The sequence below is a fragment of the Thalassospira australica genome (assembly GCF_000763295.1).
Taxonomy (GTDB): Bacteria; Pseudomonadota; Alphaproteobacteria; order Rhodospirillales; family Thalassospiraceae; genus Thalassospira; species Thalassospira australica.
In genome coordinates this window covers 153,820-179,494 of the sequence record NZ_JRJE01000020.1, presented here as the reverse complement: position 1 = coordinate 179,494, position 25,675 = coordinate 153,820, and the positions used below count along the sequence as shown (strand labels likewise).

General features: G+C 55.4%; 23 protein-coding genes. 8 read left to right on the top strand and 15 right to left on the bottom strand.

All coding sequences use genetic code 11. From position 1 onward, the window contains the following. The first annotated feature begins 114 nt into the window (after window positions 1–114). Window positions 115–3,078, top strand: coding sequence for a sensor domain-containing protein (locus JF44_RS0109975; RefSeq protein WP_238318421.1), 2,964 nt, complete (start codon window positions 115–117; stop codon window positions 3,076–3,078). 88 nt (window positions 3,079–3,166) lie between these two features. Here JF44_RS0109975 and JF44_RS0109970 read toward each other — a convergent pair whose 3' ends face one another. The 3 genes from JF44_RS0109970 to JF44_RS0109960 all read right to left on the bottom strand — a co-directional run bounded on the left by JF44_RS0109970 (window position 3,167) and on the right by JF44_RS0109960 (window position 5,493). Then, window positions 3,167–3,811 (bottom strand): Crp/Fnr family transcriptional regulator, encoded by a 645-nt coding sequence (locus tag JF44_RS0109970; RefSeq protein ID WP_033068964.1) that lies wholly within the window; start codon window positions 3,809–3,811, stop codon window positions 3,167–3,169. Window positions 3,812–4,006: 195 nt separating this feature from the next. After that, window positions 4,007–4,462 carry a DUF2946 family protein gene (locus JF44_RS0109965; protein WP_033068809.1) on the bottom strand — a complete coding sequence of 152 codons (456 nt, stop codon included), beginning with the start codon at window positions 4,460–4,462 and terminating at the stop codon, window positions 4,007–4,009. 140 nt (window positions 4,463–4,602) lie between these two features. Further along, the gene (locus JF44_RS0109960) at window positions 4,603–5,493 is read right to left on the bottom strand and encodes a DMT family transporter (RefSeq protein ID WP_052065740.1); all 891 of its coding nucleotides are present in this window, start codon (window positions 5,491–5,493) and stop codon (window positions 4,603–4,605) included. A 101-nt stretch (window positions 5,494–5,594) separates the two neighbouring features. On the opposite strand from JF44_RS0109960, the gene JF44_RS0109955 reads away from it, so the two are divergent. The 3 genes from JF44_RS0109955 to JF44_RS0109945 all read left to right on the top strand — a co-directional run bounded on the left by JF44_RS0109955 (window position 5,595) and on the right by JF44_RS0109945 (window position 9,153). After that, complete coding sequence (locus tag JF44_RS0109955) at window positions 5,595–6,494, top strand: LysR substrate-binding domain-containing protein (RefSeq protein ID WP_033068807.1); 900 nt, start codon at window positions 5,595–5,597, stop codon at window positions 6,492–6,494. A 141-nt stretch (window positions 6,495–6,635) separates the two neighbouring features. Next, window positions 6,636–7,205 (top strand): HdeD family acid-resistance protein, encoded by a 570-nt coding sequence (locus tag JF44_RS0109950; RefSeq protein ID WP_033068806.1) that lies wholly within the window; start codon window positions 6,636–6,638, stop codon window positions 7,203–7,205. Window positions 7,206–7,224: 19 nt separating this feature from the next. Continuing rightward, window positions 7,225–9,153 (top strand): heavy metal translocating P-type ATPase, encoded by a 1,929-nt coding sequence (locus tag JF44_RS0109945; RefSeq protein WP_081944396.1) that lies wholly within the window; start codon window positions 7,225–7,227, stop codon window positions 9,151–9,153. Window positions 9,154–9,251: 98 nt separating this feature from the next. Here JF44_RS0109945 and JF44_RS0109940 read toward each other — a convergent pair whose 3' ends face one another. Together JF44_RS0109940 and JF44_RS0109935 are read right to left on the bottom strand one after the other, a co-directional pair. Next, window positions 9,252–10,160 carry an MBL fold metallo-hydrolase gene (locus JF44_RS0109940; protein WP_033068805.1) on the bottom strand — a complete coding sequence of 303 codons (909 nt, stop codon included), beginning with the start codon at window positions 10,158–10,160 and terminating at the stop codon, window positions 9,252–9,254. Window positions 10,161–10,216: 56 nt separating this feature from the next. Then, window positions 10,217–10,855 carry a DsbA family protein gene (locus JF44_RS0109935; protein WP_033068804.1) on the bottom strand — a complete coding sequence of 213 codons (639 nt, stop codon included), beginning with the start codon at window positions 10,853–10,855 and terminating at the stop codon, window positions 10,217–10,219. A gap of 99 nt (window positions 10,856–10,954) precedes the next feature. Here JF44_RS0109935 and JF44_RS0109930 point away from each other — a divergent pair, with 99 nt between their 5' ends. Further along, a complete protein-coding gene (locus JF44_RS0109930) occupies window positions 10,955–11,866 on the top strand; it encodes a LysR family transcriptional regulator (protein ID WP_033068803.1) in 912 nt (303 codons plus the stop codon). A gap of 37 nt (window positions 11,867–11,903) precedes the next feature. Here the strand turns inward: JF44_RS0109930 and JF44_RS0109925 are convergent, their stop codons facing one another. Next, window positions 11,904–14,690: an ATP-dependent DNA helicase gene (locus tag JF44_RS0109925; RefSeq protein ID WP_033068962.1), complete on the bottom strand. Its 2,787-nt coding sequence runs from the start codon at window positions 14,688–14,690 to the stop codon at window positions 11,904–11,906. Window positions 14,691–14,782: 92 nt separating this feature from the next. Here JF44_RS0109925 and JF44_RS0109920 point away from each other — a divergent pair, with 92 nt between their 5' ends. Continuing rightward, a complete protein-coding gene (locus JF44_RS0109920) occupies window positions 14,783–15,625 on the top strand; it encodes an AraC family transcriptional regulator (RefSeq protein WP_033068802.1) in 843 nt (280 codons plus the stop codon). A gap of 138 nt (window positions 15,626–15,763) precedes the next feature. On the opposite strand, the gene JF44_RS0109915 is transcribed toward JF44_RS0109920, so the two are convergent. The 6 genes from JF44_RS0109915 to JF44_RS0109890 all read right to left on the bottom strand — a co-directional run bounded on the left by JF44_RS0109915 (window position 15,764) and on the right by JF44_RS0109890 (window position 19,755). Then, window positions 15,764–16,363, bottom strand: coding sequence for a LysE family translocator (locus tag JF44_RS0109915; RefSeq protein ID WP_033068801.1), 600 nt, complete (start codon window positions 16,361–16,363; stop codon window positions 15,764–15,766). A 288-nt stretch (window positions 16,364–16,651) separates the two neighbouring features. Further along, window positions 16,652–17,020 (bottom strand): hypothetical protein, encoded by a 369-nt coding sequence (locus JF44_RS0109910; protein ID WP_033068800.1) that lies wholly within the window; start codon window positions 17,018–17,020, stop codon window positions 16,652–16,654. Between the two features lie 192 nt (window positions 17,021–17,212). Further along, window positions 17,213–17,650 carry a YqaA family protein gene (locus JF44_RS0109905; RefSeq protein ID WP_033068799.1) on the bottom strand — a complete coding sequence of 146 codons (438 nt, stop codon included), beginning with the start codon at window positions 17,648–17,650 and terminating at the stop codon, window positions 17,213–17,215. 30 nt (window positions 17,651–17,680) lie between these two features. Further along, window positions 17,681–17,977: a putative quinol monooxygenase gene (locus tag JF44_RS0109900; protein ID WP_033068798.1), complete on the bottom strand. Its 297-nt coding sequence runs from the start codon at window positions 17,975–17,977 to the stop codon at window positions 17,681–17,683. A 186-nt stretch (window positions 17,978–18,163) separates the two neighbouring features. Next, entirely contained in the window at window positions 18,164–18,589 is a 426-nt protein-coding gene (locus JF44_RS0109895) for an organic hydroperoxide resistance protein (RefSeq protein WP_033068961.1), read from the bottom strand. 134 nt (window positions 18,590–18,723) lie between these two features. Further along, window positions 18,724–19,755, bottom strand: a complete 1,032-nt coding sequence (locus JF44_RS0109890) for an alpha/beta hydrolase (RefSeq protein ID WP_033068960.1) — start codon at window positions 19,753–19,755, stop codon at window positions 18,724–18,726. 264 nt (window positions 19,756–20,019) lie between these two features. Here JF44_RS0109890 and JF44_RS0109885 point away from each other — a divergent pair, with 264 nt between their 5' ends. Then, window positions 20,020–20,478, top strand: coding sequence for a MarR family winged helix-turn-helix transcriptional regulator (locus tag JF44_RS0109885; protein WP_156111647.1), 459 nt, complete (start codon window positions 20,020–20,022; stop codon window positions 20,476–20,478). Window positions 20,479–20,487: 9 nt separating this feature from the next. On the opposite strand, the gene JF44_RS0109880 is transcribed toward JF44_RS0109885, so the two are convergent. The 3 genes from JF44_RS0109880 to JF44_RS0109870 form a co-directional block, all read right to left on the bottom strand. Then, window positions 20,488–20,910 (bottom strand): DUF1801 domain-containing protein, encoded by a 423-nt coding sequence (locus JF44_RS0109880; protein WP_052065738.1) that lies wholly within the window; start codon window positions 20,908–20,910, stop codon window positions 20,488–20,490. 5 nt (window positions 20,911–20,915) lie between these two features. Beyond that, a complete protein-coding gene (locus tag JF44_RS0109875; RefSeq protein ID WP_033068797.1) occupies window positions 20,916–21,320 on the bottom strand; it encodes an MAPEG family protein in 405 nt (134 codons plus the stop codon). 155 nt (window positions 21,321–21,475) lie between these two features. Continuing rightward, window positions 21,476–23,551, bottom strand: a complete 2,076-nt coding sequence (locus JF44_RS0109870) for a methyl-accepting chemotaxis protein (RefSeq protein ID WP_052065701.1) — start codon at window positions 23,549–23,551, stop codon at window positions 21,476–21,478. A 477-nt stretch (window positions 23,552–24,028) separates the two neighbouring features. On the opposite strand from JF44_RS0109870, the gene JF44_RS0109865 reads away from it, so the two are divergent. Continuing rightward, window positions 24,029–25,621, top strand: coding sequence for a lysine--tRNA ligase (locus JF44_RS0109865; protein WP_033068796.1), 1,593 nt, complete (start codon window positions 24,029–24,031; stop codon window positions 25,619–25,621). Window positions 25,622–25,675: the final 54 nt, after the last annotated feature.

Genomic DNA, 25,675 nt, shown 5'->3' with positions numbered 1-25,675 from the left:
GTCGGTTCCTTGACGGCGTTGATCAGCCATCTGTGTTTACCGTCTGGAGCATTTGACCCAGACGAAGAGCGTTTCCTTGTCAACGCACCTTGGTGTGACATTTTCGGAAGCAGCGTGCAAAGCGGCGAATGGTGCTCTTGTGATGTGCTCGGTGACGTTTCCGGTGCACTGTCGGAGTTGTCTGCACATCTTCTGGAATTTGGCGGCTATCATCATGTGGCGTGTGCTTTTGGTGACAAGCCGCATTTGCTTGTTGGTTGGAAGCTGGTTGTCGGGCATCGCGCCTATATCCGTTTTACCATGATCGGGGCGACGGTTTCGTCAGGGATTGGATCGTTGATTTCGCCGCAACCTGTTTTGCTGGTCGAACGGGACGGACAATTGCGTTGCGCAAACAGTGCTGCGGAACAGATTTGTCTGGAGATGGGGCTGACATCGCCACTTGGCCTGATCAATCCCGGTGATCAACGCGCCCTTGTTACCGAACAGGGCGTGCAGTTTGATGCCGATAGCACGCGCACAGTGCATTACGGGCAGCGCTTCTTCCAGTGGCAGTATCTGAACCTTGAAATGGCCAATTGTCTTGTCCTTTTCGGTCAGGAACGCACGCGTGAGGAAAGCTATCGTCGCGCCCTTGAACATGCGGTGCATGGCATCATTGAACTGAATGCCGAAGGTACGATCACAAGCGTGAACGAAGAAACTGCCGCGTTGTTTAGCTATGATTCTGTGCGTGACGTAAAACAGGCCTATTTGAGCCATCCGGAAACATTTTATGCCGACGACAGCCAGCGCCTTCAACTGCGCCGTGATCTTGCGTCCGGGAAAGGTGTTCATGCGCGCGATGTTGAAATGCGCCGCGCGGACGGTAGTCAGATTTGGGTGCGGATGAATGCCACCGATATTCGTGGCGAAGGTGGCAGGTTGCTTGGCTACAGCGTCACCATGACCGACATCACCAAGAACCGGCAGGCCGAATATGACCTGCGCCGCCGTCAGGAACGCTATCGCGCCTTGGTGCAGACTGCGGGCAGCGTGATCTTGTTCCTTGATGCCGAAGGACGGATTCTTGAATACAACCGCGAATGCGAATGGACCTTTGGCTATTCCTGGATGGAAGCCGCGGGCCAGAACTTCTTTGAATTCCTTCTGGTCGAGGAAGATCGCGCACGTGTTCGCATGGCGGTGCGGCGTCTTATGTCCGGTGAGATCATCAAGGATGAGGTGTTTTCGTTCAAGCGGCGCGACGGTGAAGTGCGCCTGTTGCAATGGAATGCTCGAGCGCACTTTGGCGAAGACGGCGACATTGCCGGGGTGATTTGCATCGGTCAGGATGTGACCGAAAAGCTGTCCGTCGAACGTGCCTTGCGCCATGCCGAGGAAAAATTCCGCGGGATTTTCGAAAACTCGGCCGAGGGGCTTTATCAAAGCCTGCCGCTGGGGCCGATCCTGTCGGCGAACCCGGCATTTGTCTCCATCCTTGGCTACGAAAAGGTCGAAGACCTTGTTGCGGCGGAACAGGATCCGTCATTGCATTATCTTAATCCGGTCAGTCGCCTGCGCATTACCGGGCGGTTGTTGCGCGACGGGGCTGTGCACGGGTTCGAAACCGAAATGCGCCGTGCCGATGGCAAAATCATCTGGGTCGAAGAAAACGCCCGTCTGGTGCGTGACGAACAGGGGCGGCCGTCGATCATTGATGGCACGATCACCGATATTACTGATCGCAAACGCAGCGAAGCACGCATTCAGTTCCTGGCCCATCATGATGGGCTGACCGGACTTCCCAACCGGACATTGTTTCAGGAACGACTGGCCAATGCCGTGGAGCGCAGCAAACGTGAACGGCGCAACTTTGTGCTGATGATGTTTGATCTGGATAACTTCAAGGACATCAACGATACGCTTGGCCACCCGATTGGTGACCTACTCTTACAGGGAGTGGGGGAACGCATGCGGGTGTGCCTGCGCAACGAGGATGTGGTCGCACGTCTGGGCGGGGACGAATTTGCTGTTCTGATCAATGAGCCGGGCTCGGTCGAGGAAGTAACCTTTGTTGCCCAGCGACTGATCGAACGGGTTTCTGAACGTTTCATGCTTGAGGGCAATGAAGTGCAGGCGTCGACATCGGTTGGCATCTGCATGTATCCGCAGGATGGTCGGGATGAAAAAGACCTTCTGCGCAATGCCGATCTGGCGCTGTATTGCTCCAAGGCCGAGGGGCGCAATCGCTATCACTTCTTTGAACCGAAACTTCAGGTCGAGGTGCAGGAACGCAAGGCGATGGAACGCGACTTGAGCCACGCGATCGAGAATGACGAACTTGAACTGTTCTATCAGCCGATCATTGATATTGCCGGACACCGCATCATCGGTATGGAAGCACTTGTCCGTTGGTTCCACCCATCACGTGGCGAGGTCAGCCCGGTTGATTTCATCCCGGTGGCCGAACGGATGGGCATTATTGCCGACATCGGAAAATGGGTGCTTAACCGCGCTTGTGACCAAACCCGAACATGGCGCGAAGAGGGCTATGGCGAGCTGACGATATCAGTCAATCTTTCGCCGCTTGAGCTTGCCCGGCATGAGGATCTGATCGAAAGTGTTGGCGATGTGTTGGCGCGATCGAAACTTGATCCGCGTCAGTTGCAATTCGAAGTGACCGAAGGTGCGGTGATGGACAACCCGCGCGAAGCTGCGATCACGCTTGGGGTTTTGCGCAATCAGGGCATCCGTATTGCGATTGACGATTTCGGGACCGGCTATTCATCGCTGGCCTATCTGAAGCGGTTCCCGGTCGATAAAATCAAGATCGACCGGTCCTTTATTATTGATATCGACAGTTCGGACGGCAACGCGGCGATTGTGCGTGCGGTGGTGTTCCTGGCACGGTCATTTGGCATGGCGGTCAATGTCGAAGGCATTGAAACCGAAACCCAGCTTGAACACATCGCGTCTGAAGGCGTTGACGAAGTGCAGGGGTTCTATTTCAGCAAACCGGTCGCTGCCGGGGATATGGAAAATCTTTTGAAAATCAACCTGGCCTCGCCGGCACAATTCCCGGTGGCGCAGGCCTGATATCGGCAAGTCCCCGTTACGAGCGGTAAAATAATAACGCACCGGATGAAATCACCCGGTGCGTTTTTGTTTCAGTCAGAAACCGTTTTCAGGCCGCTGATTGGTGGTGATGATCACCCGCGGCCTTGGAAAGTTTGTCGCGGTTGATCGTCATGGTCGAAGGCATCCGCGGGTTTTTGGCAATCGCCCCGTCACGCCGCAGATTGGCAATCATGCGGCTGGCGGTTTCGGTTGTTGTGGCGATGATATTGCCAAGCTTTTCACGGTTGGGCAGGGCGACAAGGTCATTTTGGGCCGCCCATAACAAAAACCGGCAAATCCGGCGCATGGCCGATCCGGTGCCAAAGCTGATCTTGAGTTGCTGACCATCCATGACCTCGCTTGCCAGAAGCGATGTCACGGCTGCTTGCGCGCGCGGGTCGTTTTGTTGGGCAAGCCGCACCCGGCCAATCGGAATGCGTTTGATGACCGATGGTGCGATGGTTTCAATCAGAAGCGACGGATCGGTGACCGCCAGCATTTCAAGGCCGATCAAATCGCCCGGTCGATAGACCCGGCAAACCTGTCTTTCACCATTGGCGGTATAGCGGCAGCGCAGGGCAAGCCCTGAGCTAAGCAAATAGACATAGGCCTGATCTTCGGCGTGATGGCCGATGCAGGCATCCGATGGCAAGGTCAGTGTCGTAGGGTCAGCAAGTTTTTCAAAAATTTTCAGGGCGTCATCTTTGTTCATGGGATTTTCCCCCATTGGCAAATTTAAAGATACGCGGCAGTCAAAAGGTCGCGTACCGACACCAGTCTGTGAACCCGGCATGGCACCGGGAATGTGCCTGTATCCGACGGCACGTGTCAGTTTCCGGTCCCGGGGCGGTGCATTGGATACACCTGTGGCGTGAGCGGCCTTGTGTTGCGGGATCAGAAAACACGTTTACAGGGCGACGGGTGGTGCACGCGGAGAGGCAGCAATCAGACAAAAATCATGCAGCCGTGCAGTGATATGAAGGGCTGTGACCTTCTTTGACAGGCGGATGCGATGGACCAGTGGCAATTGGGGCTCAACGGGCATGCCAACGGCATGATTGCCAAGCCCGCAACTTGCACATTGGAAACCGTCAAACGCATCCGAACTGTGCGGATAGGTCGTGGTGCTTTCGGCGACACCTGCCGGGACCGAGATGGTCTTGATCCCGTTTGCGGTACAGATGATCAGCGGAACATAGGTTTCCGTGGTTTGAGAAGCTTCCGTGGTGCTTGTCGGCACTGCCGCAAGGGCGACCGGCGCATGCATGAACCCGAACAACAGGGCATTCACCAGCAACAACCACGCCACACAAAGTGACAGTGTCCGTCTGGCAGCCGGGCAGTTGAGGGGTGTAAAATACACGGGCTTCCATCCACATTGGAAAGATACGGATTTTCAATAGACCTTTGAAAACGCGGTGTCAAAGCCTGCTGTTGTGAACCAGTTATCAGTATTTCTTTATAATCGTTCGAAAACAGGCTGCGATGCCCTGCCGGTCGGGGTTATGCGGTTGCCCTTCTGGCGTTGCGGGCCATGGAAATTCGCAACATTATAACCCCGATAATGGCGATCACCCCGCCAATCAGCGTCAGAACATCGGGTGTAATCCCGGTAAGACTCCATGCCAGCGCGACGGCAATTGGCGGTACGAGATACAAAAAGTTCGCAGCCCCCGCCGGACCGAAATGGCTGATGGCGTAACTCCATGTCGCATAGCCAAGAGACGCGGATACCAGCCCAAGAAACAGCATGGCCGACATCACGCTGAGCGGGGCTGTCATGAACTGATCGATCCCGTCAGCAAGCCACGGGCAAAGCCATAGCGCCCCGGTGATCAGCGTCCAGCACGTACAGGTGCCCGCGCCATAACGGGCAATCACATTGCGCACCAAAACGAAATAGCTGGCAGACAGAATGGACGCCAGCAGGATAAGCGAACTGCCATTGCCAAAGCGCATTTCGCCGGGCTGGCCAATGGCAATAAGTGCAACACCGGAAAAGCTGATGCTGGTGGCGATCCACGCGCCAAGCCCGAAGCGGTCGCGCAGGAAAATTGTCGCCAGCATCGCCGTCCAGATCGGCAAGGTATTGATGATAAAGCTTGCCGCCCCCGGTGATACGGTTTGTTGCCCGGTATTAAGCAGCCAGTTGTAAATGCTGATGCCCAACGCACTGCCAAGTGCCAGACGGGCAAGATCGCGTAAATGTGGCATCGGTGGGCGCACGATCAGCAACCAGATTGCCGCGGGCACGGCGGCAATGGCAAAACGTGTTGCGGCAAGGGGCAGCGGGGTAAAACCCGAAAGTGCAATACCAATCAGCGGAAAAGATGCCGCCCATGCCAGAACGGTAATCAGGGCACAGGAAAGGCCAAGTGCGGGACGCGAAGCCATGTTGCAAACCTTTGTCATCAGGGTCAAAGAGCGTTTCTGTCTTGCTGATAGACGATGCAAAGATGTTGACATAGCCCATAGCTTGGGGATGAGATGTGCATATGATGCACAGTAATGATCCGGCCTTGCCGCCCCTTGCCCTTTTGCCCGCTGTGCTGGCCGCAGCACGCAGTGGGTCCTTTTCTGCTGCTGCTACGGAGATGGGGGTAACCCATAGCGTGATCAGCCGTCATGTCGCGCAAGTGGAACAATGGCTGGGGTATGATTTGTTTGAACGCTATGGCCGGGGTGTTCGGCCAACGCCCGATGGTCAGCGGTTCCTGCGTGAAACCCAGACGGCAATTGATCTGCTGTCACAGGGCGCGCAGCCCTGGCGTCGGCGACGCGGACCTGATGTGGTAAGGCTTAGCCTTCTGCCATCCTATGCGCGGATATGGATTCTGGCACTTGTGCCCGATATTGAACGCGACCTTGATGTGCGCTTGGAGCTTGAAATTTCAGAGCGGCTGGCGGATTTCAGCGACGGTCAAACCGATATTGCCATTCGCTGCGGCAAGGGGCAGTGGCCGGGCACCAAATCGACCGTTCTTTTCACCGACCATCTGGTGCCGCTGATTGCCCCCAAGCTGCTTGCCGGACGGGCCCCGGAGGCGCTGGATGCCCAAGAGATCGCGAATATGACCTTGCTTCACGACAGTGATGCCACAGGCTGGCGGCACTGGCTTGACGCCCAGGGCGTTAAATTCCGTCAAAAGCCATCAGACCGCCGGTTTGAAGATTATTCTATTGGCCTTGCTGCGGCAGAGGCCGGACTTGGGGTGTTGCTGGCACGGTTCCCGTTTGCCAGACGGGCAATTGAAAACCATGATCTTGTGGTCTTGCCGTTTGAGCCGGTCAAGAGCCCGCTTGCGACCTTTTTGGTGCAGCCGGCGTATGAACAAAGACCGGCTGTTCGTGCGGTGGCGGAGCGCCTGGCAGCCAAGGCAAAGGACTGTAGATAGGGAACTTTTTCTATTGGCCCGGCGTTAAAGTCAGGACCCGTTCAAGCCAAAATTAATGAGTTCCGACCCTAAGTCGTTTATTGTTGCGTAAGCAATTCCAAGTTGAACTCTGTTGTATCTGACAGACAGGAGCACCAAGCCATGACACAGGTTGTTAATGACGGTACGCCGGAAATGCGCGGCCTTCTGGACAAGGGGCGCAAACGGTTGCGCAATGTCGGGATCATTATGCTGATCCTTGGCATTCTGGCGGTGGCCTTTCCCTTTGCGACAACGATTGCTTTTAAAACTGTGATTGGCTGGCTGTTTTTGATCGGGGCGGCGGGGCATTTTTACGGGGCATGGAATGCCGATACACCGACGCGCCGCGGGGTTGATATTATTCAGGGGCTTGTGTTTGGGGTGATTGGTGTTTGGCTGGCGTTTTTTCCGCTTGGCGGGATCGTTACCCTGACCGTGTTGCTGGCAATTGGCTTTGTCTTGTACGGCCTGTTTGAAATACTGATGTCGCTTTGGCTCAAACAGTTTCCTGGCTGGAAATGGATGCTGATTTCCGGTGTGATTTCGATTGTTGTCGGGATATTGATTTTTGCCGAACTGCCAAGCTCGGCAAGCTGGGCGATTGGCTTGCTGCTTGGCATTAATTTGCTGTCCTCGGGGTTTGGGTATCTGATGGTATCCATGGCGATGGGCAAGGTTTCCAGGGCCTGATACCCAACGGGAAAAAGATATGACAGACCGCGCGGTGGGGGATGTTCTTGAACGGCTTGACGACGCGCTGTCGTCAGCGTCCCTCAATCGCGCAATCCTGATCGGCACGCTGATTGCCATGGTGGGGCATTTTGCCCTGATGTGGCTGGGGCCAGACATGCTTGGCGGCTATCGCGTGGCTGATCTTCCGCTCTATGCTTTGTTCGTGCTTGGTGGCATTCCAATCCTTGCCCAACTGGCCCTTAAGCTGCTCAGGCGTGAAATGGGGGCAGATTTCCTTGCCGCCATTTCATTTGTCACCGGGGTGGTGCTGGCGGAATATCTTGCGGCCAGCCTGATCATCCTGATGCTGACTGGCGGGCAGGTGTTGGAAAGCTTTGCCATGCGCAAGGCGTCCTCGGCCCTTAATGCCCTGGCCCGGCGTATGCCAAGTGTCGCACATAGGAAGGATGCGGCGGGCGAGATTGCCGACATTGCCCTTGATGACATCAACATCGGGGACCTGATTGCTGTCTTCCCGCATGAAACAGCCCCGGTTGATGGCGTGGTGGTCGATGGTCATGGCTCCATGGATGAAAGTTATCTGACCGGGGAACCCTATGTGGTGGCCAAGGCACCGGGCACGGCGGTGCTTTCGGGTGCGATCAATAGCGAGGCGGTTCTGGTCATTCGGGCGGAAAAACGCGCACGTGATTCGCGCTATGCCCAGATCATGAATGTCATGGCTGAGGCCGAACAAAAACGCCCGCGCATTCGCCGCCTTGGTGATCAGATCGGTGCGTGGTTTGCTCCGGCGGCCTTGTTGTTTGCGATAGTTGTCGGATATTTCAGTGGCGATTCATCACGTTTTCTGGCGGTATTGGTGGTGGCGACCCCATGCCCGCTTTTGATCGCCATTCCGATCACGGTGATGAGTGCGATTTCAATCGCCGCTCGGCGCGGGATTGTCGTGCGGGATCCGACCGTGCTGGAACGCTTGCCGACCTGCGAAACCGCGATTTTCGATAAAACCGGCACGCTGACCTATGGCCGGCCGGAACTGGTGGACGTCCTGGCGGGGCCAGATATGGACGGGGATTTGGTGCTCAGACTTGCGGCAAGTCTTGAACGCTATTCCAAGCATCCCTTGGCCTCGGCGGTTCTGGCTGCGGCACAGGATCGCAATCTGCCGCTTGATGAGGTTAATCATGCCTCGGAAAAACCGGGGCAGGGGCTAAGCGGGCGGGCCGACGGGCATGAGGTCGCCGTTACCCATCGCAACAAACTGATGAAATCCGATCCCGACATTGCCGCACTTTTACCCGAAACGGCCGCTGGCCTTGAATGCGTGGTGCTGGTCGATGGCAAATATGGCGCGACGTTCCGCTTCCGCGATACCCCACGGGCGGAGGGCGAAAGCTTTGTCGGTCATCTGGGCGCGGTCCATCATTTCAAGAAAGTAATGCTGCTGTCGGGTGATCGCGAAAGCGAGGTCAGCTACCTTTCCGACCTGCTTGGCATTCACGACAGCCTGGCATCGCAAAGCCCGGAGCAGAAAGTCGAAATTGTGCGGACCGAGGCCGCCAAGGCCCCAACCCTTTTCATGGGGGACGGCATCAACGACGCCCCGGCATTGGCCGTCTCCACGGTTGGGATTGCCTTTGGCAAGGAAAGTGCCGTGACGGCGGATGCTGCAGGCGCGGTCATCCCCGAAGCATCACTGGTGACGGTGGACGAGCTTCTTCACATCAGCATGGCGATGCGCCGCATCCTTTTGCAAAGCGTCATTGGTGGCATGGTGCTGTCGGTTCTCGCCATGGGATTTGCGGCCGCGGGTTATATCACCCCGGTGGCCGGCGCGCTTTTGCAGGAAGGGATTGATGTGATTGCGATCCTCAATGCGCTGAGATTGGCGCTTAGGCGCGATATCGATGCGGATTTAAGTGCAGACGCGTTCGATCAGGTCTAAAGCCCGGGATCAGGTTTGAATCGGAAAGCGCAGGAGAGAAAGGTCAAAGACCCTTCTCTCCTGCAGCTCGTGATAGACTGATGTGTGCTTTGGAGCGGCTATCCCCAAGTCATTTCGCCAGTGGCAACTTTTGACCCGATGTCAAGGGCAATACCCATGCCAAGGTTGGGGAAACGTGCTTCCATTGCCGCTTTCAGTTCTGCCGCGTTCGCTGCCTTGGGCAGTTCTTCGTCGAAGGCGATCAAGTAGTTCTTTGTGTGCAGAATGCCGCCGATGTCGGTTGTACTGTCAGCGGTCATATGTCCGGGCACAACGGTTTTGGGATTGCGGGTTGCAAGTTTGTCAAGAATTTCGATCCATTCTTGACGGATTGCAGTGGTTGGCGTGTCGGCAGTCCATACATGAACGCCCGAGAAGATCAAAACACCGCCAAAAATGGCACCAAGTGACGGAACCCAGAGATAGCGGCGATTTTTCATACTATCGACAGTGATGATTTCGACCGTTTCGCCATCAACCGTGAGGGTATCACCATCAAACACATCCGGCATGACAATATCATCCATGGTTTGAGGTCCATTTTCGCCAAGTTTTGGCCCCCAAACGGCGAGCTTCTTCTCGATATTGCCTTTGATCGCCGCAATCGTTTCGGAGGACGCAATAACTTTGGCATCCGGGAACGCTTCGTGGATCGGTTTTAAGCTGAAGTAATAATCGGGATCTGACTGGCTGATATAGATTGTGGTCAGTTTTTTGCCGCTTTTGCTGATTGCGTCGACAATTGCAGCGCCATCAGGATAGGAAAATCCGCCGTCAATCAGCAATGTTTCGGTGGCACCGGTCAAAAGTACGGGCGCACGATAGAAGCCGTTTGGTCCGGCCGGGAAATGTTGCCAGCCGAGACTGTTCCCCGTCGCAGCGAAAGCGTGCCCAAGCGGAGTTTGCGCGACAGTAGCGAAAGCCGCCGCCGCAAGGGTAGATTTGAGAAGTTCTCTTCTGGTTGTCATCGTTGGTTTCCTCGTAGTGCAGTGCATTTATGCGCCGTTGTTCAGCGAGAAGATTGCTATGCACAAACTTCGTTGAGTTCTTTGGTCAGTTGGGCAATGTCGCCGTACAGCAAAGTGCTGTGAATCACCTTTGGCCCGCTCGCCGTTTCGACCAGCAGGGATGGCACGCCGCGCAACCCGAAGCGTTGCATAAGACGTTGTGCCTGTTCAGTGGCATCCTGATAGCTCGCGCGTAATTCAGGCGTCGGCTTGGCCAGCAGATTTGCTGCTGCACCAAGGTCAATATCACGCAGAATTTTGATCAGAAGGTCGTCGTTGGCATTGTCTAACCCATCGACATAGCGCGCATTTTGAAACGCTTTCAGTGCCTTGAATGTATGTTCCGGTGCGGTTATTTGCACTGCAGCCAGAGCAAGTCCGGCAGGACCGGAATCAAACGATCCATTCGGCTTTTTGAGAACGTCATTACGATATGCCATGCTAAAGACCTGACCGGTCAACTTGGCGATGCGTTGGTCATTGTCCCACGCAAATGACGCAAAGTTGGCGTCCATTTTGCGTGCGCCGTGTCCCGCGAACAGGCCGGTTGGCATAAGTTTGACATCGATCTCGGGCATTTCGACCAATTTTGTCAGGGCGGGAGCTGCGCCATAGCACCAGCCACATAGCGGATCAAAAAGATAAGTTATCTGCATCTTGAAACTCCTGTTTCAAAAACAATATCGTCATTTGTATTGAAAAAAAATATCGTCTAATAAAACAGACTGTTTGTTTTTGACTTACAAAGGTGTGCGGTGCAAAAGACGGGGAAGCCAATCAATCTTAATCGCCTGGTGTATTTTTCTGCTGTTGTTGATACCGGGTCATTCACCCGTGCGTCTGACCGCCTCGGTGTGTCTAAAACGGTTGTCAGTCAACAGGTGGCGCGGCTTGAAGAGGAAATCGGGGCGAACCTTCTGATCCGGACAACAAGGCGGGTCGAACCGACCGAAGCCGGGATATCTCTGCATGAGAGATGCCAGCGTATTCTGCGTGAAGTAGATGATGCGTATAGCGAACTGGCGCAAAATACGGCAGAGCCCCGTGGAATGGTGCGGATCACAGCACCAAACGATTTTGGGCATTCGGTCATTGCGCCTTTGACGGCGGCATTTTGCGACAAATACCCATCATGCCAGATCGACCTTGTTTTGACGGATCGCCGTATTGATCTGGTTTCAAATCAGATTGATCTGGCCATTCGGGTGGGCTGGCTTGAAAGTTCAAGCTTGCGTGCGCGCAGGATTGGCGAGTTCGCCCAGTTTTTGGTTGCTGCACCGAGCTTGACAAGGCAGCAAACCCTGTCGCAGCCAGAAGATATTGCAAGCCTGCCTTATATCGCCAATACAGCTCTTAAAAATCCGCTGGCATGGGATTTTCAACATGAAACATATGGTACCCGATCCATTCAGGTGCAGGCCAAATTAAGTGTGAACACTACGCCCGCAGCGCTAAGTGTTGCACGCGAGGCAGGCGGGTTATCTGTTTTACCCGATTTTCTGGTTGAGAAAGAGCTCGCTTCTGGCGAGCTTGTGTGTGTTCTTCCTGATTGGCGGTTGCCTTCGGGGGGTATTTACGTTGTCTATCCGGCCATGCGGTTTCGACCGCCTAAGGTGTCAGCTTTTGTTGAGATGTTAGTCAACAAGCTAAGACAAAACAAAACGTGACCCTCGACAAAGCGGTTCAAGCAAACCGCAACAGGTCCTAATATGGTATATCGTCTGACGACGTCTTTGCCAGAAATGCCCTCGTCTGTTCAATCGCCTCGCGCAGGCCAACCCGCTGCACCTCGACGTCATCCGGAAACGCGCCCAGAAGCCGTGATGGCATGCGGTTATCAAGCAGGACAAACACGCCGCGATCTTCAGCACGGCGGACAAGGCGGCCAAAAGCCTGTTTCATGCGCAAACGGGTTAGCATGTCGTCATAGCGCGCCCCGTGAAACGCCGATTTACGCGCACGGTGCAGGATGTCGGGCCGGGGCCATGGCACGCGGTCAAAGACGATCAGGCGCAAGCTATCGCCGGGCACATCCACCCCGTCACGCACCGCATCGGTGCCGAGCAAACAGGCGTCGCGTTCAACCCGGAAAATGTCGATAAGTGTTGAAACATCCATGCCGTCGATATGCTGGGCCAGCAATTGCAGACCGGCATCATCCATCGGCCCCATCAGCCGTTCATAGGTCGCACGCAGGCGCGTGATCGCGGTAAACAGGCCAAGCGCCCCGCCCCCCGATGCCAGGAATAACTCACGATAGGCCGCGGCAATATGGTCCGGATTGTCGCGGCCCAGATCATTGACGATGAAAACGCGGGTTTGTTCGCGGTAATTATACGGGCTTTTCATGGCCGCCCGGATGGCAGGCAGCGGCATGTGCGCGGCCCCCGTGCGATCCTCGGCCACGGCCCAGTCGAAATCTTCATCGCCTGTGCCATCGCGAAGCGTTGCCGAGGTTACCACCAAACCATGGGCGGTGGGGGCAAGAGATGTGGTCAGCGGGATGGTCGGGTCAAGGTGATGGCGGTGCATGCCAACATCAAAATCGCGGCCAAACTGGCGTTCAATCGCAAACCAGTCGACGAAGGTTTTTGGTGTTTCCTCGACCAATGACGCCAGCATTTCACGCCATGCGCCAACCTGCATGATGGCGCGGCGCTCAAGCGACCGAATGGCAGCATCAAGGCGCTGGCGTTCAGCACTATCAAGCTCGTCTGCCTTTTCATCCAACATATGGGCGATGATCTTGATCAGTGATTTGGCCGGTTTTTCCATGGCCTCTAGCGCACGATCCAGATCCGCGGCACTGGCAAGAACTTCGTTCAGGGCCGGTTTGCAATCGGTTTCAATCGAATAGCCGCGATCACCATCAGAAGACCGCGCCATCACCTGTGCCCGCACATGGGCAAGGAAAACCTCTGCCGGGCCCTTGGCATGTTGCGATCCGTCATGAATGCGCGATAGCCAACCCTGTTCGGGCAGGCATTGGGCCGCAACAATCACCGCATTGACCGCATCGCGCAGCTCGTCCCGATCAAGGATCAGGGTTTCAAGGCGCTGTTTAAGGCCGCGTGCGCGTGATGATCCTTTTTGCTCTGCCCCCAAAAGCCAGCGACGGAGTTCCTGCCCCTCCATCCCGGTCAGATGTGCCGAAAAGGCCTTGTCAGCCGCATCAAACAAATGATGGCCTTCGTCAAAGACATAGCGCGTTGGCATAGACGCATCATCAAGCCCGCCCAAGGCAGCCTGCACCATCACCAGCGCATGATTGGCCACCACGATCTCGGCTGACCTTGCGCGGCGCACGGTTTTTTCAACAAAGCATTTCGAATAATGCGGGCAGGCGGCATAGATGCATTCACCGCGCTGATCGGCCAGTGCGCCGGTAAAGCGATTACCCAGCAATTCGGTCAGCCAGGCGGGAAAATCGCCACCGACCATATCGCCATCACGCGTGTGCGATGCCCAACGTGCAATCAGGCCCAGTGGGGTTGCCTGATGGGGTTGCTGATTAAGCGGCCTTTGCGCTTCTTCGAAATTCAGCAGGCAGAAATAGTTTTCCCGCCCCTTGCGCACCACGGCCTTAAGCCGCTTGTCCTTGGGGTCGTCATAAAGGCGATCGAGTTCCTGATCGATTTGGCGTTGCAGGTTACGGGTATAGGTCGAAATCCAGACCGCCCCATCGTTTTTCTGCGCCCAAAGGGATGCCGGGGCGACGTACCCCAATGTCTTGCCTGTCCCCGTTCCGGCCTCGGCCAAGACGATATTGGGCGCACCATCATGCAGACGCGGGCCAAAGGCGGAACAGACCGATGACGCATAATCGGCCTGTTGCGGGCGTTCCTCAGCCCCTTCGCCGAGAAGGTCTTTTAGGCGTTTACGGGCATCCTTGGGATCAACCGGATAATTGGCGGGGGGCGGTGGTGGGGCATGTTCGGCCCATTCGCCAAGCTTCTTCCAGACCTTAAGCCCCTCATAGACCGCATAACGGTGCGGGCCGTCACCATCAGCACCAAGGGCGGCCAGAACCGACACACCCCACGGCCAGTGCCCGCGCGCCATCGGCCATGCAACCGACAGGGCCGGGGCGCGTTTGTTGCGATGAAGGGTTGCCAGTTCCTGCAAAAGGCGTTTCATCGCCTCTGCCAATGCCTCTGCCTGACCAATCAGGTCATCTGCCGGTTTCTGACCCGTCGCAAGCGCAATGCCGCGCGGGGTCGGCACGCAAAATTGCGCCGGGCGGACAAAGGCGAAAAGCTCCAACAGGTCATGGGCCGGAAACGGATCGGTTTTTAAGCGCCGCGCACAGGCCGGGGTATGAACAAGGATGGGGCGTGATGACCGGGCGCGCTTGGCCGCAGCCCCGTGCGGCAGTTCCTCGATCTCGCCATCAGGTGACAGAAACACAGCATGGCGCAATCCAACGACCATGACAGGGGCATTGGGCGGGTTAAAGCGCGGCTGGGACTCATCAAGACGATCATCGAACATTTGGGGCACTATAAGCACAGGCTGCGACTGGCGCCACCGGGGAAATTGACCTATGTTGGAATTTATCGACTACGGATCGGCATGGTGTCCTGATGGAGCGCAACGCTACCCCCAATCAACAATTCTGGCGCGACGCGGCTTTGCCGTTTGTCGAGGCCCAGCGTGTTCAGGAAGGGCGTGATATCTGCTTTGCCAAGCACAGCCATGATACCTTTTCCATCGGTGCGATCACGGGCGGGGCCAGTACCTGCTGGAACCGGGGGCATAGCCATGATGTGACGGCGGGATCGGTCGTTGTGATCAATCCCGAAGATGTTCATGCCTGTAATCCGCGAAATGGTGTGCCCTGGTCCTATCAGATGATTTATCTTGAGTGTGACTGGCTGCGCGATTTGCAGTGTGACATTGGCGCAGATGCGTCGGGCGATTTTGCCATGTTTGCTGATATCGTGCCCGAAGACGCCGGGCTTTATCACGATCTGACGGCGATGGGCGATGCGCTGTTTGATGGTGATATCGATGCCTTGGGTAAGGAAACGGCGCTTGTAGCGTTTTTCACCGACCTGCACGACCGGCTTGATCGCAAGGGCGGGCTTTCGGATGTCGGGGCAGGGGACAATGCCAAAATGGCCCGGGCGGCGGACTTCATTCGCAGCCATTGTGTTGATGCGCTGTCGCTTGCCGATATCTGCGGGGCGGCCGGGGTGTCGCCCAGTCATCTGGTGCGGGCCTTTAAAAAGACCTATGGCATGACGCCTTATGCCTATCTGATCAATTGCCGCATTCAGCGTGCGCGTCATGCGCTCAGGCGCGGGGAGAAGATCGTTGATGTCGCGCTTGAAACCGGTTTTGCCGATCAGGCGCATTTCCAGCGCATGTTCAAACGCCTGACGGCCACCACGCCCCGGCTTTATGCGCGGGCGCAGGCGGCCTGAATTCTTGGCGTGTTTGGCTCGTTTTGGGCGACGGATGCCCGTTCCGCGCCTTCACGGCATGACGGTAAAATTTGATCCTTGCCATCGTCATTCCCGCGCAGGCGGGAATCTCATGCCGCACATTGAGTAGGGCCGCTTCTATCCGAAAACGAGATACGCGGCACTGGCCGCCAGCAATACCGCCATGGCGCGGTTAAACATCTGAACGCGTGATGGTTGTCCCAGAAAACGCGCCAAAAACGCCCCGGCGTATGCCCAGCAGGCGACAGATGCAAAACAGATCACAAAGTAGATCGCGGTAAATTCCCAGATCAGGCTTGGCGCACCGGATGCGGCATAGGCCCCCATCCCGGCGATGGACGCCAGCCAGGCCTTGGGGTTGACCCATTGCATGATGGCGCCGGTGATTGCTCTGGGGCCCGTATCGGCATTTTCCTTGCCAAGTTCGCCGTTTGACGAAAACAGCTTCCAGGCCATGAACAACAGAAAGGCGACCCCGGCCCATTGGATGATGGTGGTCATTTGCGGGAAGACTGTGAGCAGTTCATGCAGGCCAAGCCCGATCAGAAGCAATAGTAGGCAAAACCCCGTCGTTGCGCCAAACACAAGGCGAAGCGATTTGCGAAAGCCGTATTGCACACCCGAACTCAGCACCAGAATATTGACCGGACCCGGCGTGATGGAAGCCGCAAGGGCAAAGGCGGACATCGAAAGATAAAGACTTAAGGTGGCGCTCATTTTGGATCGTTCCTTTGATGCGTCCCGGTTCGATTTCATGCCTTTGGCAAGGTGGGGCGAGGCGGGGCAGGCGTGTGGCCGGGTGCGTTTTTCTTGGCGTCAAGGTGGGGGAACGCGGGGATGATTTATTGAACGAAATTGCTCTTTTGGGTGTAGATGGGCCGTTTTTATGTGCTTTGGGCACAAAAAAACGCAACCGGCTTGGGTGCCGGTTGCGTTGATGTGATGTATCTATTGCCTGCGCGGTCGCGATCATGGATCCGTCGTCAGACCCGTGCCGCGTTCAGATCAGCTTTCCGCCAAATCCATCAGCAACGACGCGCAACGTTGTGCGATGTCGTTGTTTGGCGCTTCGCTGCCCGGCATGGTGGCCCAGCCCTTGTCGATGACAAAGTCATCGCGCTTGTAGGAGCTTTCTGCTTTGAGTGCTGCAAGCTGTTCCATCTGATTGTTGGGGGTCAGCATTTTGAACTGCGCAACGCAGACCGGCGCCATGGCGGCAATGGCAGATTCCTTGCCACTGGTCTCGGCCATTTCTTGTGCGGTGCTGCCAGATACGACCGAGCCGGTGCTAAAGCCGACAACGGTGATCAGCACGGCACCGATAACGCCGCCCCAAATTCCGGGTTTGACCCACTCGGGGATTTCGATGGACATAATAAAATTCCTTTTGATCAGGCCGGGAAAAGTATTTTCCGCTGGCGCTGTTGGATCAAAGAGGAACACCTATAATAATGAATTACAATTGATTTATATTATTATATTTAAATTATTGGTTTATACGCGAAGAAGAATTTGCGTGCATACCAATTTTATTTTTGGAGTTTGATAAATATTTATATCGACTAACTAGCTGGCAAATAACGATACAAGCCAGGACATGCCGCCGGCAATCATGATGTAGCGGGCCAGTTTGCCAAGCGTGACCAAGATCAGAAATGGCACAAAGTGCACCCGCATCACCCCGGCAAACAGGGTCAGCGGATCACCAATGATCGGAAGCCACGACAGCAAAAGCGACCACAGGCCATACTTGGCAAACCAGTTTGACGCGCGGTCAAGTGCTGCCTCTGATACCGGGAACCAGCGCCGGTCTTTGAAATGCTCGACATAAAGACCAAGCCACCAGTTTACCAAAGACCCCAGAACATTGCCGATGGTCGCAATGCTGACAAGCAGCCACACGGCATGATCCCCCGATGCCACCAGCGCGCCAAGGGCGGCTTCGGACGTGCCGGGCAGGATGGTGGCCGATGTAAGAGCAGAGAGGAAAAGAGCGAAAAGCACGGTTGAAAATCCGTCAGGTCATATCAGGCGTTATGATTTGAGGCTGAATGTACGGACATCAACCGGACCTGCAAGCACTTCATCACCGGTGTCGCCAAAGGCCTTCAGGTAGGGCATCTCAAAATGCAGGGCGAGGTCCTCTTCCGAGCGCCAGTTTTCATAGGCCAGCCAGACCGCTGGATCATCCTTTGACTGGTGCATGTCATAGCCAAGGCAGCCTTCTTCGGCGCGGGAGGGTTCGACCAATGCCAAAAGCCGTTTGCCAAGTTCTTCTTCCATGCCGGGTTTGGCGCGTGCGGTGGCAACAACGGTAAGCTGCTTGGTCATTGTGGTTTCCTGACTTTGTTATGGGTTTGTGTTCGGAAGGGTCATTGCCAGACACACTGCCGGACAAACGGTTGTTCCACAAGTAGAGACAAAACAGAAAAAGGCCCGGTGCGGGGTAACACCGGGCCTGAAATTGCTGGTCAGCGGATTAGGGGGGATGCTGACCAGCAGGGGGGAGGTTGTGCGTTACGCGACGACAGATTTCACATCGACATTGCCGCGGGTTGCGTTGGAATAAGGGCAGATTTTGTGAGCTTCTTCGACAAGCTTTTCTGCCTCGGCCTTATCAAGACCCGGAAGCGAAACATTGAGCGTAACCGCAAGGCCAAAGCCGCCAGCGTCGCGTGGGCCGATGCCAACATCGGCACTGACAGATACATCCTGGGGCACCTTCGGGCCGCCCTGGGATGAGACGAATTTCATCGCGCCGATGAAGCAGGCCGAGTAGCCCATCGCAAACAGCTGTTCGGGGTTGTTGCCGTCACCGCCAGCGCCACCAAGTTCCTTGGGCGTGGTCAGCTTGACATCGATGCTGCCGTCATCGGTCGTGGCGCGGCCATCGCGGCCACCCGTTGCAGAAGCGTGTGCGGTGTATTTGACATCAACAGACATGGTTTTCATCCTTTGTTTGAACGTCGGTTCGGTTGGTGATTACCCGGCTGTTTCGGACCGCAGTCCTTCATATGTCGCCGGGGGTGGGAAGGTGCAAGCGCACCTACCCGAAAGAGAGTATGAAACTTTTGTGATCACTGGCCGTGCAGAGCGGTATGAAGATACTGACCCGCCTGAGCAATCGCGCCCTTGGCTGCCGGAGTATCGGCAAGCGCGTTGAGCATCACAAAATCATGGATCGTTCCGTTGTAACGCGTCACGGTGACATCAACGCCAGCCTGGCTGAGTTTGCGGGCGTATTCTTCGCCTTCGTCACGCAGTACGTCATTTTCTGCGGTGATCACAAGGGCCGGGGCCTGACCGGCAAGCTGATCGGCACTTGCGTGGATCGGTGTGATTTTCGGATCCGTACGATCAACGCCGTCCGGCAGGTACTGGTTCCAGAACCATTCCATCGCAGGCTCGGTCAACCACGGGCCATTGGCAAATTCGGTGTAGGACCCGTTGTTAAAATCGGCATCGGTTACCGGATAGAACAGAACCTGTGTGGTGATGTCCGGGCCACCCCGTTCTTCGGCCAGAAGGGAGACCACAGCGGTCATATTGCCCCCGACACTGTCACCGGCAATCGCCAGTCGGGTCGGATCGATATTGAGTTGTTCACCATGCTCGGCAACATATTTGGTGACAGCGTAGTCCTGTTCGATCGCAACCGGATAGCGCGCCTCGGGGGAGCGTTCGTAATCGACAAACACCAGGGCGGCATTGGCACGAACAGCCAGTTCGCGCACCAGACGATCATGGGTGCCGGTATCGCCCATCACCCAGCCTGCGCCATGGAAGTACACGATCACGGGAAGACGTTCTGTATTGCCCGCCGGTCGGATGATGCGGACCTTGGTGGCGCCTGTCGGGCCAACGCCAAAGACCGTATCCGTGATGTCGACAGCCGGTTTGGCAATATCGCCTGCCTGGGCACCGGCAAGAACGTTGCGTGCTTCATCAGGGGTCAGGGTATAGATCGCCGGCCCACCAGAAGCTTCAAGTGCATTGATAAAGTTCCGGGTGGTCTGTTCGAGTACCGGATCGGCAATGGCCGCGGAAGATGCCAGTGCTGTGGAAACAGCAAAGGCAGCAGAAGCAATTTTGACTTTAAGAGGACTCATGGTTTTCATCCTTTCAAGGCCCGTAAGACCGGGCGGTGTGTTGTTCATGGCATGTTATATCGCACACAATTAAATCGTGTACGATATAAATATTTGCAAATCAGGTATGCGATGAAATCGCTTGCAATTAAATTGTGCACGATTTAATGTTGTCCGCTTTGATCTTCAGGTCGCCGGATGTCGCCGGGCTGGATATGCTCCGGTTTGCGGGCGGGGGCCTGATGTCATTGACAAGGTGTCACACATACAGATGGACCAAAGCCGATGAACGGGTCTTCCAAAGATGATCTTCTGCAGCTTGAAAACTTCCTTTGCTTTTCGGTCTATTCGGCGGGGCATGCGTTCAACCGCATCTACAAGCCGTTGCTTGACGAGCTTGGCCTGACCTACCCGCAATATCTTGTGATGGTAGCACTCTGGCAGGAAGACAATCAGTCGGTGCGCAGCATCGGCGAAAAGATGTATCTGGAATCCAACACGTTAACGCCGTTGCTCAAGCGTCTTGAGGCCAACGGGTTTGTCGTGCGCAAACGTGATCCCGAAGATGAACGGTCCGTGCGGGTTCGCCTGACGGAGGTCGGCAAGGTTCTGCGGGAAAAGGCACAGGACGTTCCCCCCTGCATTCTTGAGGCAACAGGGCTGGATACTGAAACGGCCAAACGCCTGAATCGTGATTTACGCACCCTGCGTGATCAGATGGATGCCAGTGTCAAAAAGCTATGAGTTTGCGCCCTAAGCTCGGGTTGCTTTGCGGTCCCGGTGATAGGTCAACGCCCAGCCAAGTGCGGTTTTAAGTGCCGCTTCGGGAAGGGCAGAAGCAAGCGGCAGGACAATCGCACGGTTGCCTTCGCATGTCAGATCGGCTGACAGCAGGCTTCGGGTGCGATCAATCAGATCGGTTTTGCAATCAAAGAACACCATGACCTGATCAGGGGTCTTTTCCTTCCAGTCTGCCCGGATGGTTGTGCCAACCCCGGATTTCGGCCGCCATGCCGGTTCCCCCCACTTCAGACTTTCATCAATCTTGCCAATTGAGGTGTCCGCATTCGCAAGTTCAAAGACCCATGCGCGAATGCAAAGCAGTTTTTCGCGAGCTTCTTGCGGATAGGTGCCAAGGCGTTTGACGACGACAGAGTCTGAAGCGGGTGTGTTCACCATCATCATGCTGCCTGGGCAAGAAGGCTCAGTGTCTGGATCAGAAGCCAGATGCCACAAATCACAAAGATCGCATGTTGGCTGAGCATTGCCGGAAAAATCAAACGCGGATTGCCGCTTATGGCACCGATGGCGTGCAACAGGCGCGATATAATCAGAATAACGGCGACGGGCCAGACAAGGTTTGACGTTGCCAATACGGCTTCAAGCGCCAGCACCAACAGAATGATCATTGGGGCATTTTCGATGAAATTGCCGTGCGCGCGAATGCGGCGGCGCAACGACATATCATCCCCATCGCCCATCAAAAGTTTCAGGTCGCGACGGCGCAGTGAAACCAGCAAGTCCAGTGTCGTCAGCATCAGGGCGAAAACACCAGTGGTGAAAATTGTGACGGGCAGCGGCAGCATGGGCGGTTTCCTTGTCTGAAGGGGCCTAAAGCGAAGACTTTGCACAATTCAATCACTTAATGGGGCGGCTATCAACAAAATGACGGCACCGGTTACCGGTGCCGTCATTGGATGTGTTGTGAATTAGTGCGTTTGCCGGTTCTAGGGGCCTGACCCTAGATATTGCGCAGTTGATCAAGGAAGCTTTTGACCTGTTGATCCAGATTTCGGGCTTCATCGGCAAGCTGGGTTGCGCCTGCTTGCACGTTCGATGCGGCTTCACCGGTTTCCTGTGACGTATTGCGTACAATCCCGATCGAGGAAGACACCTCGTTCGTGCCTGCGGCGGCCTGTTGTACGTTGCCCGAAATTTCAGCGGTGGCCGCCCCCTGTTCCTCGACCGCAGACGCAATGGCGGTGGCAATTTCATTGATGCTGGAAATGGTTTCCGTCACCCGTTCAATTGCGCCGACCGTGTTTTGCGTTTCCGATTGAATGGACCCGATCTGCTGGGCGATGTCTTCGGTTGCCTTGGCAGTCTGATTGGCAAGGTTTTTAACTTCCTGTGCCACGACGGCAAAGCCTTTGCCGGCTTCCCCGGCGCGCGCGGCTTCGATCGTTGCGTTAAGGGCCAGCAGGTTGGTCTGGGCCGCAATGTCGTTGATCAGGCTGACGACTTCGCCAATGCGATCTGCGGCCTCTGCCAGGCCGGTGACCATGGCATTGGCTCGCGATGCTTCGTCAACAGCCGTGCTGGAGATGTCAGAGGATTTTGACACCTGAGAGCTGATTTCCTGAATGGAGGCAGAGAGCTCCTCGGTCGCCGATGCCACTGTTTGCACGTTGGCGCTGGCTTCATCGGCGGCGGCAGAAACCACCACAGCCTGTTCGGAGCTTTCATCGGCCGCCCGGCGCATCTGACGGGAAACCGTTTCCATGTTTTCGGCACTGTCAGAAACATTGACAACAATGGACCCAACCGACTTTTCAAAATCGTTGGCCATCTGCAATCGCGTGCGATTGCGTTCTTCGCTTGCGCGTTGTTCGGCTTCAAGCTTTTCGCGTTCAGCCTTTTGCATGCCAGCGGATGCTTCCTTGAAAGCCTCTAGCGCCTTGGCAATTGCCCCGATTTCATCATCGCGTTTGAGATAGGGGACCGTGATGTCAAAGTTGCCCTTTTGCAGGTGATCAATCACACCGGCAACATTGGTCATCGGACGGGACACAAGGCTTGTGGTCGAAAACAGAACAACGCCAATCACAATCGCAAGCAGGATCACACCGCCAATCAGGGTGGCATTGCGCAGGCTGTCTGCCGGTGCATAAACCGTCGCAAGTGGCACATTGACAACCACGCCCCATTGATTGGGGTATCCAGCGATTTCGACCGGGACAATCATGTGCATGGTCGTATCATCGTCGATGCGGGTTGGTTTGCCGCTTTTCATGGCCTCAAGGATGGCGGCATGAACGGTGTTGTCATTGGCAAGTGTGGTGCCGCGCACGTCCGGGTCTTCATGGGCAACCCACGTGCCCTGGGCCGAGACCAGATTAACCGTGCCGGTGCCAAACGGGGTCAGTTCGGCAAACCGTTCGGACAGGGCATTGAGTTCAAGGTCAACCCCCAGAACGCCAAGGAACTTGCCCGCCGGATTTTGTACCGGATAGACAAAGGACGTCAGAACAACGTCACGGCCCTGAATGTCATAGGTAATGGCATCAGTGACATAGGGTTTATTGGTGTCACGCGGGGTGGTGTAATATTCATTGACCGATGGATCATCCAAACCGGTCAGGTGATAGGGGGTAATGCCGTCACCAAAGTTATAGTAGTAGGTCACATACTTACCGCTGCCATCGCCAAATGGTTCGCCTTCGTTCTTGTAGTCGCCATCCTTGCCATCCAGCGCATTGGGCTCAAACCCCGACCAGGCGCCAGCAAGTGACGGGTTATCCATCAGCGTGCGATTGAGAATTTCGTTATAGGCCTTCCGATCTGCACCGCCCTGTTCGCGGATGGCACGAAATGCACCGGCAAGGTTTTTGGCAACGAGCATGCCGCCATTCAGAACACTTCCGGCCTGTTCTGCATGATGGCTGGCCACGGCGCGCGCTTCGCCAGCGGTCAGGTTTTCGGTGGTTTTGCCGGTTTGGATTGTTTGAAGGGAGATGCCTGCGATCAGGCAGACTGCGATGGCCAAGGCGCTTGCAACTGTCAGCTTGGCGCCAAGGGACAAGGAAGAAAAGTTCATTCAGCCGTCCTTCCGACCTGTTCTTTCGTGGTGCAGATCGCAAACCAGTGTTATGCGATCAAACTCAATGACTTGGCATAGAATATGGGCACGGCACTTTCGGCTCTTATTCTAAAGTAGAATAAAGTATATGAAAAGTTTGCTATTGGTTTGTCATGTGAAACTATTTGGACACAATCATCTTGAAGGGGCGGCTTTCGAGCGCCTTGCAGTGTCGCGCAATTGACTGTGGCTGACGGCAAAATGATTTCTGTTGGGCATTGGCATTTCAGGGCCCGGTTTTTGAGTTTGTGATGGTGCCTGTGCCGGGACCGGGACGGCATGAAATCGGTGATTATTTGGCTGCTATGCGCAACAGGTGCTTGATCTTCGCCCGAAGTGGGGTATAGCTTCGCGCAAACATGCGATCGAAGAGATCGCGTGATACGTATATCTCCCGAGAATTAAACGATTCAACTGACAAACAAGGTTTCAAAAATGACAACCGATCTTCGAGATGCCGCACTTAACAGCAACGTCTGGGCTTTTCAGGAAGCCAGCAAGCTGGTCAAGCGGTACAAGGAGAAGGCGCCTGAAAAGGGCTATGTGCTTTTTGAAACCGGTTATGGTCCGTCGGGTCTGCCACATATTGGCACCTTTGGCGAAGTTGCGCGTACGACCTATGTCCGTCGCGCCTTTGAAACCATGTGTGATATCCCGACCAAGCTGTTTTGCTTTTCCGATGATATGGATGGATTGCGCAAGGTGCCTGACAATATCCCGAACAAGGATATGGTCGCCGAACATCTTGGCAAGGCGCTGACAAGCGTTCCTGATCCGTTTGGCACCCATGAAAGCTTTGCCCATCATAACAATGCGCGTTTGTGCGACTTCCTTGATGGTTTCGGCTTTGAATATGAATTCAAATCTTCGACCGATTGCTACAAGTCGGGCATGTTTGATGCGGCTTTGCTGCGTCTTCTCGAACGGTATGACGCGATCCAGAAAATCATGCTGCCGACCCTTGGCGAAGAACGCCGCGCGACCTATAGCCCGTTCATGCCGGTCGAGCCGGGCACCAACAAGGTCCTGATGGCCAAAGTCACCGAACTCAAGCCTGAGTCGGGCAGCATCGTTTACGAACATCCGGAAACCGGTGATCTTGTCGAAACGCTGGTCACGGGCGGTAATTGCAAGCTGCAGTGGAAGCCTGACTGGGCGATGCGCTGGTATGCGCTTGGTGTTGATTACGAAATGGCGGGCAAGGACCTTATTCCGTCGGTCGAACTTGGCAACAAGATCGTCAAGGCGCTGGGCGGCAAGCCGCCGGAAGGCTTTAACTACGAGCTGTTTTTGGATGAGAACGCGCAGAAAATCTCCAAATCCAAGGGCAATGGTCTTTCGATGGAAGACTGGCTGAAATATGCACCGGAAGACAGCCTGTCGCTGTTCATGTTCCAGAAGCCGAAAACCGCAAAGCGTCTGTATTTCGATGTCATCCCGAAAACCGTGGATGAATACCTGACCTTTGCCGAAAAGCTTAAAACCGAGACCGACCCGACCAAGATCCTGCAGAACCCGGCTTGGCACATTCATGCCGGTACGGCACCGGATCGTGACATTCCGCTGTCGTTTGGTATCCTTTTGAACCTTGTTTCGGTGTGCAACACCGATGACCGCGACCTGCTGTGGAAGTTCATTTCACGTTACGTCGCCGGCGCAACCCCGGAAAGCTCGCCATATCTGGACAAGCTGGTCGGCTATGCGATCAACTATTACAACGACTTCGTCAAGCCGACGAAAAAATACCGTGCCGCGACCGAGGCAGAGCAGGCCGCATTGAAAGATCTGCGCGACGCGCTGTCAAAGATCGCACCGGGTACCGAGCCGTCTGATATCCAGACCGAGGTTTTCACCGTGGGCAAAAACCACAATTACGAAAACCTGCGTGAATGGTTCAAAACGCTGTATGAAGTGCTTCTCGGTCAGGAACAGGGCCCGCGCATGGGATCGTTCATAGCACTCTATGGTCTTGATGAAAGCGTTGCGCTGATTGATCGGGCGCTTGCGGGTGAAGACCTGAGCGCTTGATGATAGCAGATTGAAGATGATCAGAAAGCCCCGCAATGCTTGTTGCGGGGCTTT

Bases quoted from the DNA above. Each gene is read 5' to 3' on its own strand.
- JF44_RS0109935 (WP_033068804.1), bottom strand. From the start codon at position 10,855: ATGCAGATAACTTATCTTTTTGATCCGCTATGTGGCTGGTGCTATGGC.
- JF44_RS0109960 (WP_052065740.1), bottom strand. From the start codon at position 5,493: ATGGCTTCGCGTCCCGCACTTGGCCTTTCCTGTGCCCTGATTACCGTT.
- JF44_RS0109955 (WP_033068807.1), top strand. From the start codon at position 5,595: ATGATGCACAGTAATGATCCGGCCTTGCCGCCCCTTGCCCTTTTGCCC.
- JF44_RS0109875 (WP_033068797.1), bottom strand. From the start codon at position 21,320: ATGCTGCCGCTGCCCGTCACAATTTTCACCACTGGTGTTTTCGCCCTG.
- JF44_RS0109865 (WP_033068796.1), top strand. From the start codon at position 24,029: ATGACAACCGATCTTCGAGATGCCGCACTTAACAGCAACGTCTGGGCT.
- JF44_RS0109970 (WP_033068964.1), bottom strand. From the start codon at position 3,811: ATGAACAAAGATGACGCCCTGAAAATTTTTGAAAAACTTGCTGACCCT.
- JF44_RS0109890 (WP_033068960.1), bottom strand. From the start codon at position 19,755: ATGAGTCCTCTTAAAGTCAAAATTGCTTCTGCTGCCTTTGCTGTTTCC.
- JF44_RS0109900 (WP_033068798.1), bottom strand. From the start codon at position 17,977: ATGACCAAGCAGCTTACCGTTGTTGCCACCGCACGCGCCAAACCCGGC.
- JF44_RS0109910 (WP_033068800.1), bottom strand. From the start codon at position 17,020: ATGTCCATCGAAATCCCCGAGTGGGTCAAACCCGGAATTTGGGGCGGC.
- JF44_RS0109915 (WP_033068801.1), bottom strand. From the start codon at position 16,363: ATGAGCGCCACCTTAAGTCTTTATCTTTCGATGTCCGCCTTTGCCCTT.
- JF44_RS0109885 (WP_156111647.1), top strand. From the start codon at position 20,020: ATGAACGGGTCTTCCAAAGATGATCTTCTGCAGCTTGAAAACTTCCTT.
- JF44_RS0109895 (WP_033068961.1), bottom strand. From the start codon at position 18,589: ATGTCTGTTGATGTCAAATACACCGCACACGCTTCTGCAACGGGTGGC.
- JF44_RS0109945 (WP_081944396.1), top strand. From the start codon at position 7,225: ATGACAGACCGCGCGGTGGGGGATGTTCTTGAACGGCTTGACGACGCG.
- JF44_RS0109950 (WP_033068806.1), top strand. From the start codon at position 6,636: ATGACACAGGTTGTTAATGACGGTACGCCGGAAATGCGCGGCCTTCTG.
- JF44_RS0109920 (WP_033068802.1), top strand. From the start codon at position 14,783: ATGGAGCGCAACGCTACCCCCAATCAACAATTCTGGCGCGACGCGGCT.
- JF44_RS0109870 (WP_052065701.1), bottom strand. From the start codon at position 23,551: ATGAACTTTTCTTCCTTGTCCCTTGGCGCCAAGCTGACAGTTGCAAGC.
- JF44_RS0109925 (WP_033068962.1), bottom strand. From the start codon at position 14,690: ATGTTCGATGATCGTCTTGATGAGTCCCAGCCGCGCTTTAACCCGCCC.
- JF44_RS0109940 (WP_033068805.1), bottom strand. From the start codon at position 10,160: ATGACAACCAGAAGAGAACTTCTCAAATCTACCCTTGCGGCGGCGGCT.